This is a genomic window from Paracoccus zhouxuedongae (assembly GCF_041927815.1).
Classification (GTDB): domain Bacteria; phylum Pseudomonadota; class Alphaproteobacteria; order Rhodobacterales; family Rhodobacteraceae; genus Paracoccus.
The window spans coordinates 24,075-36,639 of the sequence record NZ_JBHFHM010000006.1; the positions used below are offsets into that span (position 1 = coordinate 24,075).

Annotated in this window: 15 protein-coding genes; 3 read left to right on the plus strand and 12 right to left on the minus strand. The window is 65.4% G+C overall.

The genetic code is table 11. The features are described 5' to 3' along the window. Nucleotides 1–153: 153 nt before the first annotated feature. The 3 genes from ACEYYA_RS08560 to ACEYYA_RS08570 are packed head-to-tail and all read right to left on the minus strand — an operon-like array spanning nucleotide 154 to nucleotide 1,557. The gene (locus tag ACEYYA_RS08560) at nucleotides 154–390 is read right to left on the minus strand and encodes a F0F1 ATP synthase subunit C (RefSeq protein WP_374799624.1); all 237 of its coding nucleotides are present in this window, start codon (nucleotides 388–390) and stop codon (nucleotides 154–156) included. A 53-nt stretch (nucleotides 391–443) separates the two neighbouring features. Then, the gene (locus ACEYYA_RS08565) at nucleotides 444–1,172 is read right to left on the minus strand and encodes a F0F1 ATP synthase subunit A (RefSeq protein ID WP_374799626.1); all 729 of its coding nucleotides are present in this window, start codon (nucleotides 1,170–1,172) and stop codon (nucleotides 444–446) included. 43 nt (nucleotides 1,173–1,215) lie between these two features. Continuing rightward, a complete protein-coding gene (locus ACEYYA_RS08570; protein WP_374799628.1) occupies nucleotides 1,216–1,557 on the minus strand; it encodes an AtpZ/AtpI family protein in 342 nt (113 codons plus the stop codon). A 227-nt stretch (nucleotides 1,558–1,784) separates the two neighbouring features. Between ACEYYA_RS08570 and ACEYYA_RS08575 the strand changes: the two genes are divergently transcribed. Next, a complete protein-coding gene (locus ACEYYA_RS08575) occupies nucleotides 1,785–2,114 on the plus strand; it encodes an ArsR/SmtB family transcription factor (protein WP_374799630.1) in 330 nt (109 codons plus the stop codon). A gap of 51 nt (nucleotides 2,115–2,165) precedes the next feature. Here ACEYYA_RS08575 and ACEYYA_RS08580 read toward each other — a convergent pair whose 3' ends face one another. From ACEYYA_RS08580 to sdhC, 8 genes are all read right to left on the minus strand, one after another. Then, on the minus strand, nucleotides 2,166–3,014 hold the full coding sequence (locus ACEYYA_RS08580; RefSeq protein ID WP_374799632.1) for an urea carboxylase-associated family protein: 849 nt from the start codon (nucleotides 3,012–3,014) through the stop codon (nucleotides 2,166–2,168). 62 nt (nucleotides 3,015–3,076) lie between these two features. Continuing rightward, entirely contained in the window at nucleotides 3,077–3,265 is a 189-nt protein-coding gene (locus tag ACEYYA_RS08585; RefSeq protein WP_374799634.1) for a hypothetical protein, read from the minus strand. A gap of 144 nt (nucleotides 3,266–3,409) precedes the next feature. Further along, nucleotides 3,410–4,189: a succinate dehydrogenase iron-sulfur subunit gene (locus ACEYYA_RS08590; RefSeq protein ID WP_374799636.1), complete on the minus strand. Its 780-nt coding sequence runs from the start codon at nucleotides 4,187–4,189 to the stop codon at nucleotides 3,410–3,412. A gap of 122 nt (nucleotides 4,190–4,311) precedes the next feature. Continuing rightward, nucleotides 4,312–5,064 carry a hypothetical protein gene (locus tag ACEYYA_RS08595; protein WP_374799638.1) on the minus strand — a complete coding sequence of 251 codons (753 nt, stop codon included), beginning with the start codon at nucleotides 5,062–5,064 and terminating at the stop codon, nucleotides 4,312–4,314. Nucleotides 5,065–5,141: 77 nt separating this feature from the next. Beyond that, entirely contained in the window at nucleotides 5,142–5,429 is a 288-nt protein-coding gene (locus ACEYYA_RS08600) for a hypothetical protein (protein WP_374799640.1), read from the minus strand. Then, complete coding sequence (gene sdhA, locus ACEYYA_RS08605) at nucleotides 5,429–7,231, minus strand: succinate dehydrogenase flavoprotein subunit (RefSeq protein ID WP_374799642.1); 1,803 nt, start codon at nucleotides 7,229–7,231, stop codon at nucleotides 5,429–5,431. The genes ACEYYA_RS08600 and sdhA overlap by 1 nt, the downstream gene beginning before the upstream one ends. Before the next feature lie 10 nt (nucleotides 7,232–7,241). Next, nucleotides 7,242–7,637 carry a succinate dehydrogenase, hydrophobic membrane anchor protein gene (locus ACEYYA_RS08610; RefSeq protein ID WP_374799644.1) on the minus strand — a complete coding sequence of 132 codons (396 nt, stop codon included), beginning with the start codon at nucleotides 7,635–7,637 and terminating at the stop codon, nucleotides 7,242–7,244. A gap of 10 nt (nucleotides 7,638–7,647) precedes the next feature. Continuing rightward, a complete protein-coding gene (gene sdhC / locus ACEYYA_RS08615; RefSeq protein WP_374799646.1) occupies nucleotides 7,648–8,040 on the minus strand; it encodes a succinate dehydrogenase, cytochrome b556 subunit in 393 nt (130 codons plus the stop codon). Nucleotides 8,041–8,350: 310 nt separating this feature from the next. On the opposite strand from sdhC, the gene ACEYYA_RS08620 reads away from it, so the two are divergent. Both ACEYYA_RS08620 and ACEYYA_RS08625 read left to right on the plus strand, forming a co-directional pair. Beyond that, the gene (locus tag ACEYYA_RS08620; RefSeq protein ID WP_374800012.1) at nucleotides 8,351–10,177 is read left to right on the plus strand and encodes a M3 family oligoendopeptidase; all 1,827 of its coding nucleotides are present in this window, start codon (nucleotides 8,351–8,353) and stop codon (nucleotides 10,175–10,177) included. A 109-nt stretch (nucleotides 10,178–10,286) separates the two neighbouring features. After that, complete coding sequence (locus ACEYYA_RS08625; protein WP_374799648.1) at nucleotides 10,287–11,459, plus strand: dipeptidase; 1,173 nt, start codon at nucleotides 10,287–10,289, stop codon at nucleotides 11,457–11,459. On the opposite strand, the gene ACEYYA_RS08630 is transcribed toward ACEYYA_RS08625, so the two are convergent. After that, nucleotides 11,435–12,295, minus strand: a complete 861-nt coding sequence (locus ACEYYA_RS08630; protein WP_374799650.1) for a CerR family C-terminal domain-containing protein — start codon at nucleotides 12,293–12,295, stop codon at nucleotides 11,435–11,437. The two genes, ACEYYA_RS08625 and ACEYYA_RS08630, sit on opposite strands and share 25 nt — an antisense overlap. Between the last annotated feature and the right edge of the window lie 270 nt (nucleotides 12,296–12,565).

Below are 12,565 nucleotides of genomic sequence, written 5' to 3' on the forward strand. Positions count from 1 at the left end.
TGGCCTGTCATGCCGGTCATGGCGTCCTGCGCGTGGCCCGCCATTCCGGTCACGGCCTGTTGCAGAAATCCAATCATCTTATCCCCCAGGGCCTTTCAGATGCACCGGGCGGGCCATCACAGCCCAGCCCGGCCACAAGGAGCGAGGATCGGATCAGACTGCGAACAGCAGCAGCAGCGCGACCAGGAACGAGAAGATGCCCAGGGCTTCGGCGAAAGCCATGCCGATGAACAGCGTCGCGGTCTGGCCGGCGGCGGCCGACGGGTTGCGCAGCGCGCCCGACAGGTAGTTGCCAGCGACATTGCCCACCCCCATGGCGGCGCCCGCCATGCCGATGCAGGCCAGGCCGGCACCGAGGTATTGACCGAGTTGCGAGATGCTGCCTTCCATGGTGTTTCTCCTTGTTATGGAAAGTATGTGGTTCAGGTTCCCGACACCGGCCCTTAGTGGGCCGGATGCAGCGCGTCCTTCAGATAGACGCAGGTCAGGATGGTAAAGACATAGGCCTGGATGAAGGCCACGAGGATTTCCAGGCCATACATGGCGGTGATCGCCAGGATCGACAGCGGCGTGACGACAAAGCCGATGCCCGACATCAGCACCAGGGGCGCGAAGGCCGCGAACACCTTGATCACCGCGTGACCGGCCATCATGTTGCCGGCAAGACGAATGGAATGGCTGACCGGGCGCACGAAATAGCTGATCAGCTCGATCACGGCCAGCACCGGGCGCAGCGCCAGCGGCGCCGATTTCACCCAGAACAGTTCCAGGAAATGCGCGCCGTTCTTGACGAAGCCGATCACGGTGACGGTGACAAAGACCAGCATCGCCAGCACCGCCGTCACCGCGATATGCGAGGTGGGGGTGAAGGCCTTGGGCAGCAGGCCCAGCACGTTCGACAGCACGATGAACAGGAACAGCGTGAAGATATAAGGGAAATACTTCAGCCCGTCCTTGCCGGCGATGTCCTCGACCATCTTGTGAATGAAGCCATAGGCCAGTTCGGCGACCGACTGGACGCGCGACGGGATGATGGCGCGGCCACGGGTGCCGATGACCAGGATGGTGACCACGGCGACGATCGCCAGCATCATCCACAGCGTCGCATTGGTGGGCGTATACCAGTGGACCGGCCCGTCACCGAACAGCGGACGCACATGGAACTGATCCATCGGATGAAACGCAAGACCGCCGCTAGCTTGTTCCGTCGCCACGTTATTCGCCCTCGTCCTTGGCCGTCTCGGCGGCCTGTTGCCCTTCGCCGGCTTGCCGCCGCGCCATCTCTTGCGCGGTGCCCAGCATCGTCTTAACGCCGGCGGCAAAACCCGCAAGGATGAAGATCACCAAAAGCCAGGGGGTCGTGCCAAACAGCCAGTCCAACCCATAGCCCACAGCGAACCCGATCCCCAGGCCCGACACCAGCTCGATCACCATGCGCCAGGCGGTATTGGCCTGAGCGAAGTGATCTTCCTTCGGGGCGGCGGGCGCATCGCGCTGCCGGATTTCGGCCAGGCGCTGTTCCAACCGACGCAGCCGGTCCGCATCGCTTTCGGACATGCCCGCAACCCCATCTGTTCCGGCTTGTTCCTAAGGATCACCCGCGCGTGAGTCAACCGCCCAAAACGGTGGATGCACAACCGGATGGTTAAGTATCAAGTCATTGACGTATAACGATTTTCACATTCATGCGTCACCCGCCGCCCCGCGGCCAGTCGCGCCGGGCGCCCGACCGCATATTCAACCCCCCGGTTGACAATCGCGCCCTGCCCGGCGCTGATCGCACCATGACCCAGCCGCTTGACCTGATCTTTGCAGCCCTCGCCGACCCGACCCGCCGGGCGATCCTGTCGATGCTGCTTGAGGACGACATGGCGGTGACCGATGTCGCCCACCCCTTCGCCATGTCGCTGGCCGCGATCTCGAAACATCTGGGCGTGCTGACCGAGGCCGGGCTGATCACCCAGGACAAGCGCGGCCGCGTCAAATGGTGCAAGCTGAACCCCGATGCGATGCGCGCGGCAACGATCTGGATCGCGGGCTTCGGCCAGCTTGACCCGATCGACCTGGATGATTTCGAACGCTTCCTTGAACAGGAACTGGGCGACGAGGGCTAGGCTTTCTTCTTGGCCGAAACATCCTGGGGTCCAGGGCAAAGCCCCGGCCCGTCACATGCCATGGCGGCGATCATAGCCATTGCGCGCGGGTTCGACCCATCCCACCGGCGGGGCTGCGGGGCGGTAGATCTCTACCCCCAACGGATGACAGGCGGCAACATCCGAGGAATGCTCGGCCGAACAATCGCCACCAGGACAGGCCGACAGCGCGCCCAAAAGGTCGATCTCGGCAAAGAACTCCAGATGATCGCCCGGGCGCACCGGGCTGGCCTTCATGAAATACTGGCCGGTATCGCGGGTGAAACCGGTGCACATGAAGACATTCAGCACGTCATGCACATGCGCCTCGGCGGCGTCCGTCGTCAGTCCGGTTGCCTGCGCCAAAGCGCGGGTCAGGTTGGAATGGCAGCAATGGTGGTAATCCTGACCCGACAGCAGATGATGGGTATAGGGATCGCAGCGCGTGCCGATCACGTCATGGACGCGGCCGCCGAAATCGTCCTGACCATACCAGGCCAGGCTGTCATCGGTGATCGTCGCCATCGGGCGCAGATGCGGGAAGGATGACCACAGCCGGTGGCCGGTCGTCACATGGGTGCCATGCAGCGCGCGGGTCTTGCCGGAATAGAACCGTTCCGACAGGTCATGCGCATTCCACAGGTTCAGATCGCCGACCTGCGGCCCATCGATGCAGGTTATACGGAAGAACCAGCCGGCGGGCACGCGGAATGTCGCGGCCTGACGCGGCGGAGCGATCACCCGCTCGGCCAGGGTCCAGCCTTCGCGCGCGGCGTGCAGGCTGGGCAGATCGGGCTGCGGCAAACTTGCGACCGGATAGCAGACCACCGGCGTCACGGCGCGGGCGGCGGCGATGTGGTCAGGGTCTGGGGTGTCGGGCATTGGGGCGGACCTCGTGGCGTGATCGCCCCAGCCTGCCCGACCCGGCCCCGCCGGACAAGCGATCAATCGCGGCTGTAATAGGCCCAGGCCTGTTCGATCACGCGGCGGGCCTCGGCGGCGCGGGCGGTGAACACGGCGTCCGAGGCGGCGGGCGCATCGCCCAAGGCCTCATCGACATCGGCGCGATGCACGGCCTCGGCCGCGCGGCGCGAGGTCAGCGGGTTCAGAAGGTCAAGATCATGGGCGGTCATCGGGCGGCACTTTCGTTCAAGCTGCTCTCCCCGGGCCCGATATAGTCCCGCCGCCCGTCGCCGCCAAGCCCCGCCCCACGCGACGCTGCGTCGCAGCAAAAAGCGCGCCGCAGGGGCGCGCTTTTGCCAAGCCTCGAACCAGGGTCAAACCGCGCGTTCGACCATCAGCTTCTTGATCTGCGCAATCGCCTTGGCCGGGTTCAGACCTTTGGGGCAGGTCTGGGTGCAGTTCATGATCGTGTGGCAGCGATACAGCTTGAAGGGATCCTCAAGCTGGTCCAGCCGCTCGGGCGTGGCCTCATCACGACTGTCGACGATCCAGCGATAGGCATGCAGCAAGGCCGCCGGGCCAAGGTATTTGTCGGCATTCCACCAATAGCTTGGGCAGGCGGTGCTGCACGATGCGCACATCACGCATTCATAAAGCCCGTCCAGCTTCTTGCGATCCTCGATCGACTGGCGCCATTCCTTTGCCGGGCGGTTGGTCTTGGTTTCCAGCCAGGGCATGATGCTGGCGTGCTGGGCATAGAAATGCGTCAGATCCGGCACCAGATCCTTGACGACGCCCATATGCGGCAGCGGATAGATCTTCACGTCGCCCTTGATCTCATCCAGGCCATAGATGCAGGCCAGATGGTTGCCGCCGTCGATATTCATCGCGCAAGAGCCGCAGATCCCCTCGCGGCAGGACCGGCGAAAGGTCAGCGTCGGGTCGATCTCGTTCTTGATCTTGATCAGCGCGTCCAGAACCATCGGCCCGCACTGGTCCATGTCCAGAAAATAGGTGTCGACCCGAGGGTTCTCGCCGCTGTCGGGATCAAAGCGATAGATCATGAACTTGCGCACATTGGTGGCGCCCGCAGGCTTGGGCCAGGTCTTGCCGGTGCGGATCTGACTGTTCTTGGGCAGGGTGAACTGGACCATGGGTCACGCTCCTTTTGCTGCGGCACGGGCGGCCGAATGCGGAATGATGGCCAACGCGGGCCGATGGGCGATGGCGCGCGTCATGGCGTGCCACCTGGCTGCGATGTCAGAGGGTCGCGCGCTCATGTCGTCACCCGATAGGCGTCGGCGGCGGGGCTGGCCATGAAGTTGCGAAAGGTCTCGCCGGCATGGGGCCAGCCTTCGGCCAATTGGCGCAGGATTCGTGACTGCTGACTGCTGCCGCGCTTGTGAACCGTCTCGTAAAGCGAATCGGCCTCAAGCTCGGCAGGCAGGACATTGCGCATCCAGCCGCCGTCGCGCGGCAAGACCCAGGTCAGGCAGCCGGTCTGCATCTGCCACAGCGCAAAGCCCATGTCGCAAATGCCGATGTAGTCGGTCATGAAGTCAAGTGGCGGCACATTGCGGCCCCAGGCACAGACCGTGCCAGTGCCCAGCAACGACGCGCCGACCGTGCGCCCTAGCGGCTGTTCAAACTGGAAGGTCTTCCATTTGACCCGGCCCGGCTGTTCGTGGGGCGATAGCGCATTGCCGAAATACCCCACGCAACTGGTGCTGCGTGCAAGCTTGGCGAACCGCGCCTGTGTAAGCGCGACGTAATCGGCGGGATACAGGATGTCGTCATCGACAAAAAACACCAGATCGTCGGGGTCCGGGGTAAAATAAAACTTTCCCACGTCCTTGAGGTCGCGGTCGGGAATGACCGCCGTAATCTTTTCATCGCGCGCCCAATCCGGCATCGCCTCATACTGGTTGAGCACCAGAAACAGCCGGTCAACCTGCGGCAGGATCGAGTTGACAGCCGTCGGGCACAGCTCGTGCCGGGACGGAAAGGTGGCCATGTGTGCGCGGATCATGCCCATTGTCGATTCACTCGAGAGCCTGGACCAGCGAAACGTCGGCTCGGTGGCCGATTGCACCCTGAGCCGTCATCCTACAGCGCCCCCAGCGGCGTCCGCGGGAACTGGCCCGAGCGGCGATAGACGCAATCGATATAGACCTGGCTTGGGTCGCGGCCCATCAGGTAATCGGATGAGACCGAGACCTTGACCCGGCTGGCCAGATTGCCGCTGCTATTGATCCCGACGGCGACCTCGCCGCGCGGTTGCTGGGCGAGGCGGGCATCCGACAGGCACTGGCGTTCGGCCTGATCGACGGGCACGGGGCCGCAGGCGGCCAGTGCCACCAGCAACCCGGCCCCGATGAAAGGCAGCGCGCGCATCAATAGACCCGCTTTTTCGGCGCGATCTTGGTCAGGTCGATGCCGCCATCTTCCTGCTTCGTCAGCGGCTCAAGATGCACAGGGCGATAGCGCAGGGTCACCTGGTTGCCCTCGACCCAGGCCAGGCTGTGCTTGCGCCAGTTGGCATCGTCGCGGTCGGGGTAATCCTCATGCGCATGGGCGCCACGGGATTCCTTGCGGGCCTCGGCGGCGTTGATCGTGGCCAGCGCGTTCGGCATCAGGTTGGCCAGCTCCAGCGTCTCCATCAGGTCGCTGTTCCAGATCAGGCTGCGGTCGCTGACCTTCAGATCGCCCATCTTGGCGGCGACGGCGCGCATCTTGTCGACGCCCTCGGCCAGGGTCTTGTCGGTGCGGAACACCGCCGCATCGGCCTGCATGGTGCGCTGCATTTCCAGCCGCAGTTCGGCGGTCGGGATGCTGCCATTGGCGTTGCGGAATCTGTCGAAGCGGTCAAAGATCGCGTCCACCGCCGGGGTGTTGGTGGCCGGCACCGGCGCGTCGCGGTCGATCACCTGACCGGCGCGGATCGCGGCCGCGCGGCCAAAGACCACCAGGTCGATCAGGCTGTTCGACCCCAGACGGTTCGCGCCATGCACCGAGGCGCAACCGGCCTCGCCCACCGCCATCAGGCCGGGGAAGGTCTGGTCGGGGTTCGCCTCGGTCGGGTTCAGCACCTCGCCCCAATAGTTCGTGGGAATGCCGCCCATGTTGTAATGCACGGTCGGCAGGATCGGGATCGGTTCCTTGGTTACATCGACCCCGGCAAAAATCTTGGCGCTTTCCGAAATCCCCGGCAGCCGCTCGGCCAAGGCCTCGGGCGGCAGGTGCGACAGGTGCAGGTGCATGTGGTCCTTGTTCGGACCGACGCCGCGACCCTCGCGGATCTCGATGGTGATGCAGCGGCTGACCACGTCGCGCGAGGCCAGATCCTTGTAGGTCGGCGCGTAGCGTTCCATGAACCGCTCGCCTTCCGAGTTGGTCAGGTAACCGCCCTCGCCGCGCGCGCCCTCGGTGATCAGGCAGCCCGAGCCATAGATGCCGGTCGGGTGGAACTGCACGAACTCCATGTCTTGCAGGGGCAGGCCCGCGCGGGCGACCATGCCGCCGCCGTCGCCGGTGCAGGTATGGGCCGAGGTCGCGCTGAAATAGGCGCGGCCGTAACCGCCAGTCGCCAGCACCACCATCTTGGCGTTGAACACATGCATGGTGCCGTCATCCAGCTTCCACGCCACCACGCCGGTGCATTTGCCATCTGTGATGATCAGGTCCAGCGCGAAATATTCGACGAAGAACTCGGCCTTTTCCTTCAGGCTTTGGCCGTAAAGCGTGTGCAGGATCGCATGGCCGGTGCGGTCGGCGGCGGCGCAGGTGCGCTGCACGGGCGGGCCTTCGCCGAACTCGGTCGTGTGGCCGCCGAAGGGACGCTGATAAATCTTGCCCTCCTCGGTGCGCGAGAACGGCACGCCATAGTGATCCAGCTCATAGACCGCTTTCGGGGCCTCGCGCGCCAGATATTCCATGGCATCGGTGTCGCCCAGCCAGTCGCTGCCCTTCACCGTGTCATACATGTGCCACTGCCAGTTGTCCGGCCCCATGTTCGACAGCGACGCGGCGATGCCGCCCTGGGCCGCGACCGTGTGGCTGCGGGTCGGGAACACCTTGGTCACGCAGGCGGTGCGCAGGCCCTGTTCGGCCATGCCAAGGGTGGCGCGCAGACCGGCACCACCGGCCCCAACCACCACGACATCGTAATTATGCGTTTCGTATGTATAGACAGCCATGGTCAGTTCCTTACATCCCGCTGGCGGCGGCGCTGAACACCGACACGACGATCAGCCCATAAAGCCCCGCGGCCATCACCGCATAGCCCAGCACGGTGGCGCCGATCACCAGCACCTCGCGCAGCAGGCCGTCGGTGTAATCCTCCAGCATCATCTTCACGCCCTTGGCATAATGGCGCATCCCGACGACCAGCGTCAGACCGGTGACGATGGCCGGGAACGGGCGGCCCATATAGACCATCGCCTGCCCGCGCGGCAGGCCGATGGCGTGGCCGACGACAAAGATCATCAGCGGCACCAGCACAAGCAGCGCCGCCGCCGTGACCGTCATGAACCATTGATGCCCGGTGCCGGTGCCCGAGGCCCCCAGCCCGACGGCGCGTTTGCGATCGGTCAGATAACGCATTCCGGCCCCCTTAGAAGACAATGAAGTAAAGGACGGTCAGCACGGTCAGCACGACCGAACCGATGATCGCGCCCCAGCCCGAGGCCTCGGCCTGCTTCAGCTCAAGCCCGTGGCCCGCGTCAAAGACCAGATGGCGCAGCCCGCCCAGCAGGTGATACCACAAGGCCCAGATCGTCCCGAGCCAGACCAGCATCCCGAACCAGCTGGTCGCCAGCCCGTTCGCCCAGGCCCAGCAGCGCCCGCCGACCGCCAGCCCGACCAGCCAAAAGGCCAGCAGCATGGCGCCAGCGATCAGCGCATTGCCCGAAATCCGCGTCAGGATCGAGGCATAGGCGGTAATCGGCAGACGATAGACCTGCAAATGGGGGGACAGCGGCCTGTTGCCACGTTCGATGTCGGCCATGACGGACACCCTTTCTTCTGGCGGCGGCGGCAGTCGCCCCCGCTGGCTGGCATTTGCCCCGTCATAGCGCCTTTTCGCCGCATGTCACGCCCGAAACCCGCCGAAAGTCGCAAGCCATGCCGCGCTGCCGCGAAAAACCGCCGTTGTGATCACGATTTTTCCCGGCGTGATCACATGTTAGCGCGACCGGCTGCCCGATCGGCCGCAACGGCGCGACTCGGCCTGCCGCGATGCCGGGTCGCGCGCTTTCACCCTTGAAGCCCGCGCCGCGCACCGCCACCTTGCAGCCATGAACCAGACCGAGGACACCATGACCCTGCCCCTGCCCAGCCCCGCCCATGATGCCGACCCCGCCGCCCACGCCGCCGGGCCGGGCGATCTGCCGGTCTGGAAGCTGGACGATCTTTACGCCGCGCCCGATGCGCCGAAGCTGGGCCACGATCTGAAATGGCTGGAGGCCGCCTGCGGCGATTTCGCACGCGATTATCAGGGCAAGCTGGCCGATCTCGATACCCCCGCCATGCTGGACGCAATCCGCCGGTATGAGGCGATCGACATCGCCGCCGGGCGCATCATGTCCTATGCGGGCCTGCGCTATTACCAGAACACCACCGATGCCGCGCGCGCCAAGTTCCTGTCCGACATGCAGGACAAGATCACCACCATGACCACGCCGCTGGTGTTCTTCAGCCTTGAGTTCAACCGCATCCCCGAGGATCGTTACCGTTCGGTTTTCGACGCCGACCCGGCGCTTGCCCGCTATCGCCCGGTGTTCGACCGGATGCGCGCCATGCGCCCGCATCAGTTGTCCGATGAGATGGAGCAGTTCCTGCATGACGCCTCGGTCGTGGGCGCTGCCGCCTGGAACAAGCTGTTCGACGAGACCGTCGCGGGCCTGACCTTCGATGTCGAGGGCGAGACCCTGGGGATCGAGGCGACGCTGGACCGGCTGACCGACCACGACCGCCCGCGTCGCGAGGCCGCCGCCCGCGCCCTCGCCGTGACCTTCGGGCAGACGCAAAAGACCTTTGCCCGCATCCACAACACGCTGGTCAAGGAAAAGGAAATCGAGGACCGCTGGCGCAAGCTGCCGACCCCGCAGGCCGGCCGCCATCTGTCGAACCATGTCGAGCCCGAGGTGGTCGAGGCATTGCGTAACGCCGTGGTCGCCGCCTATCCGCGCCTGTCGCACCGCTATTACGCGCTGAAGGCGAAATGGCTGGGGCTGGACCGGATGCAGGTCTGGGATCGCAACGCGCCGCTGCCACAGGCCAGCCCCGATCTGATCGGCTGGGACCGCGCCCGCCAGATCGTGCTGGACGCCTATGGCGAGTTCGACCCCCGCATGGCCGAGGCCGCCCAGCCGTTCTTCGATCTGGGCTGGATCGACGCGGGCGTGACGCCGGGCAAGGCGCCGGGGGCCTTCGCCCATCCGACCGTTACCACGGTGCATCCCTATGTGCTGCTGAACTATCTGGGCAAGCCGCGCGACGTGATGACGCTGGCGCATGAACTGGGGCATGGCGTGCATCAGCGGCTGGCTGCCAGCCAGGGCGAGCTGCTGGCCTCGACCCCGCTGACCGTGGCCGAAACCGCCAGCGTCTTTGGCGAGATGCTGACCTTCCGCAGCCTCTTGGACAAGACCACCGACCCCGCCGCGCGCAAGGCGCTGCTGGCCGGCAAGGTCGAGGACATGATCAACACCGTCGTGCGCCAGATCGCCTTCTACGACTTTGAATGCAAACTTCACGCCGCGCGTCGCGATGGTGAGCTGACACCCGATCAGATCAACGATCTGTGGATGTCGGTGCAGGCCGAAAGCCTGGGTCCGGTGTTCGATTTCATGCCGGGATATGAAACCTTCTGGGCCTATATCCCGCATTTCGTGCATTCGCCCTTCTATGTCTATGCCTATGCCTTTGGCGACGGGCTGGTGAACGCCCTCTATGGTGCCTACCGCGAGGGGCTGGAGGGTTTCGAGGACAAGTTCTTCGACATGCTGGCGGCTGGCGGATCGCGTCATCACAAGGATCTGCTTGCCCCCTTCGGTCTGGACGCCAGCGACCCGGCGTTCTGGGACAAGGGGCTGGCGATGATCGAGGGGCTGATCGACGAGCTTGAGGCGCTTGAGGGCTGAGCGGGCGCCTCTTGCCCTCGGTCGCGTGCGTATTTTTGCAAGGAAGACGCTGGCGTTAGGACTATCTTCAGGGTCTGCTGTCTAGAACGGCAGATGAAAGGGGATTCGGATGCGCAAGCTGATCGCCATTGTGCTGGGGGTGGTGGTGCTGGCGCTGGCCGGGGTGCTGGCCTTTGGTCCGGCTTGGGTCGAGACCGGGCGCAACCCGGTGACGGCTCCGACGGCAGGATGGCCCGTCAGCCCGCAGGCCCAGGCTTTGCATGACCGGCTGGTGATCGGCGACTGGCATTCCGATGCCCTGCTGTGGGATCGTGACCTGCTGGCGCGCGCGGATCGCGGCCATACCGACATCCCGCGGCTGGCGGCAGGCAATGTCGCGCTGCAAGTCTTTACCACTGTGACGAAAAGCCCGCGCGGGCAGAACTACGGCCATAACAGTGCCGATGCGGCGGATAACATCACGCCGTTGTTCATCGGCCAGTTGCGTCCGATGCGGTCCTGGTTCGACCTGCGCGAACGCGCACTGGTGCAGGCAGAGGCACTGGTCGATGCGGCGGCGCGCGATCCGCAGGCTTTGCGCATCATCCGCAGCAGCGCCGATCTGGCAGCACTTCTGGCCGATCGGGCGGCAGGCAGCCGCGTCGTCGGCGGGCTGATCGGCAGCGAGGGCGGCCATCCGCTGAAAGGCGACATTGCCAATCTGGATGTGATGTATGACGCGGGGTTCCGCCTGATCGGGCTGACGCATTTCTTCGACAACGAACTGGGCGGCAGCCTGCATGGCGAGGGGGGCAGCGGTGCGGGCCTGTCCGACTCTGGCCGTCAGGTGGTCGACCGGATGATCGCGCGCGGCATGGTCGTGGATCTGGCCCATGCCAGCCCGCAGATGGTGCGCGACGTGCTGGCCATTCCCGCTGCCCGGCCGATCCTGTCGCATACTGGCATCCATGGCCATTGCGCCAGCCACCGCAATCTGGATGACGATCTGATGCAGGCGATTGCCGCCAAGGGCGGGGTGATCGGCATCGGTTATTGGGCCGATGTGGTCTGCGGCCAGACCCCGGCCGACATTGCCGCCGCGATCCGCGCAGGCATCGCCCTGGTGGGTGAGGATCACATCAGCCTCGGGTCGGATTATGACGGCTCGGTCGATGCGCCCTTTGACGTGGCAGGGCTGGCGGCGCTGACCCACGCGCTGATGGATACCGGGCTGACCGATGCGCAGATCGCCAAGGTCATGGGCGGCAACATGATGCGCTATCTGGGCCAGACGCTGCCCTGAGCGGCGCGCTCGGCGGCGATCATGGCGCGCAAGGTGGTGGTCAGGGCGCGGCGCAAGGCCTCGGTCTCGGCCTCGCCCAAGGCGGTCCAGCCCATCCGCGCCAACACCATCGGCGCCGCACCGCGAAAGATCGCCACCTGCCCGATCAGGCCCAGCATCCGCAGCCGGGTCGCCGGACTGGCCTCATCCGCCCCGGTGGCCGAGGCCCACAGCGCGCACATCCGGTCATGCAGCCGATCGACCAGCGCCGCCTGCACCGGCCCGGCCAGCACCGGGTCGGGCAGCACCTCACGCAGCAGAAAGGCCACGGCAGGTGCTGCGGGGCCGTCGCTGGCAAAGGCGCGCAGGGCACCGGCCAGCAGATCCTCCAGCAGATCCTGGGCCAGATGCGCGGGCACCCCACCCTTGGGCAGCGCATCCAGCCCGATCTGCCCGGCGATCAGCCCGGCGACGTGATCGGCACAGGCCTGCCGCAGCCCGGCCTTGCCACCGAAATGATAAGAGACAGCAGCAATATTCGCCCCCGCGCGCGCCACCAGATCGCGCACCGAGACGGCGGAAAAACCGCGCTGGCCGAACAGATCCACCCCCGCCGCGATCAGCGCCGCGCGGGTGCCATGGGCGTCGGCCGGGCTGGCGGCATGGTCCGGGGCACCCGGCGATCCCGAACGCGCGGATTGCGCCCCGGCTCTGCGGACTGCGACAAGCGCTTGATGCGCCTCGCCCGATTGCGACGCGCGCGAGGGCTTACGTTCGGCAAAAACGCCCTGCCCGCCGGTCCCGTGTTGCCCACCGGCGCACCCTGTCGCGTGTCTCTTGTCACTGGCGGAGGTCATTACCTTGCCCCTTTCGCTCTGCCCCGAATGCACGGTTCCATTGCCACTTTGCAAGCTGCATGACCGTGCAAGGCGTGGATCAGGCATCGGTGCGCCATAACGCGCAGCGCCAGACCAGGCCCCGCGCGCGCGCCGACATTCGGCAAAACGCCCCGCCCGCCAGCCGCATCTTGCCCACCGGCGCACCCAGTCGGGCTGTCTTTGTCAGTGGCGGAGGTCATCCCCCTGCCCCCTTTCGTTCCAACCCAAAGGCAACGGGTTCGTTGCCGC

What these genes read in the sequence shown, in the direction of transcription:
- ACEYYA_RS08585 (WP_374799634.1), bottom strand. Translation starts at nt 3,265, where the DNA reads ATGACCGCCCATGATCTTGACCTTCTGAACCCGCTGACCTCGCGCCGC.
- ACEYYA_RS08610 (WP_374799644.1), bottom strand. Translation starts at nt 7,637, where the DNA reads ATGCGTTATCTGACCGATCGCAAACGCGCCGTCGGGCTGGGGGCCTCG.
- ACEYYA_RS08595 (WP_374799638.1), bottom strand. Translation starts at nt 5,064, where the DNA reads ATGATCCGCGCACACATGGCCACCTTTCCGTCCCGGCACGAGCTGTGC.
- sdhC (WP_374799646.1), bottom strand. Translation starts at nt 8,040, where the DNA reads ATGGCCGACATCGAACGTGGCAACAGGCCGCTGTCCCCCCATTTGCAG.
- ACEYYA_RS08630 (WP_374799650.1), bottom strand. Translation starts at nt 12,295, where the DNA reads ATGACCTCCGCCAGTGACAAGAGACACGCGACAGGGTGCGCCGGTGGG.
- ACEYYA_RS08560 (WP_374799624.1), bottom strand. Translation starts at nt 390, where the DNA reads ATGGAAGGCAGCATCTCGCAACTCGGTCAATACCTCGGTGCCGGCCTG.
- ACEYYA_RS08620 (WP_374800012.1), top strand. Translation starts at nt 8,351, where the DNA reads ATGACCCTGCCCCTGCCCAGCCCCGCCCATGATGCCGACCCCGCCGCC.
- ACEYYA_RS08600 (WP_374799640.1), bottom strand. Translation starts at nt 5,429, where the DNA reads ATGCGCGCGCTGCCTTTCATCGGGGCCGGGTTGCTGGTGGCACTGGCC.
- ACEYYA_RS08565 (WP_374799626.1), bottom strand. Translation starts at nt 1,172, where the DNA reads ATGGATCAGTTCCATGTGCGTCCGCTGTTCGGTGACGGGCCGGTCCAC.
- ACEYYA_RS08590 (WP_374799636.1), bottom strand. Translation starts at nt 4,189, where the DNA reads ATGGTCCAGTTCACCCTGCCCAAGAACAGTCAGATCCGCACCGGCAAG.
- ACEYYA_RS08570 (WP_374799628.1), bottom strand. Translation starts at nt 1,557, where the DNA reads ATGTCCGAAAGCGATGCGGACCGGCTGCGTCGGTTGGAACAGCGCCTG.
- ACEYYA_RS08625 (WP_374799648.1), top strand. Translation starts at nt 10,287, where the DNA reads ATGCGCAAGCTGATCGCCATTGTGCTGGGGGTGGTGGTGCTGGCGCTG.
- sdhA (WP_374799642.1), bottom strand. Translation starts at nt 7,231, where the DNA reads ATGGCTGTCTATACATACGAAACGCATAATTACGATGTCGTGGTGGTT.
- ACEYYA_RS08575 (WP_374799630.1), top strand. Translation starts at nt 1,785, where the DNA reads ATGACCCAGCCGCTTGACCTGATCTTTGCAGCCCTCGCCGACCCGACC.
- ACEYYA_RS08580 (WP_374799632.1), bottom strand. Translation starts at nt 3,014, where the DNA reads ATGCCCGACACCCCAGACCCTGACCACATCGCCGCCGCCCGCGCCGTG.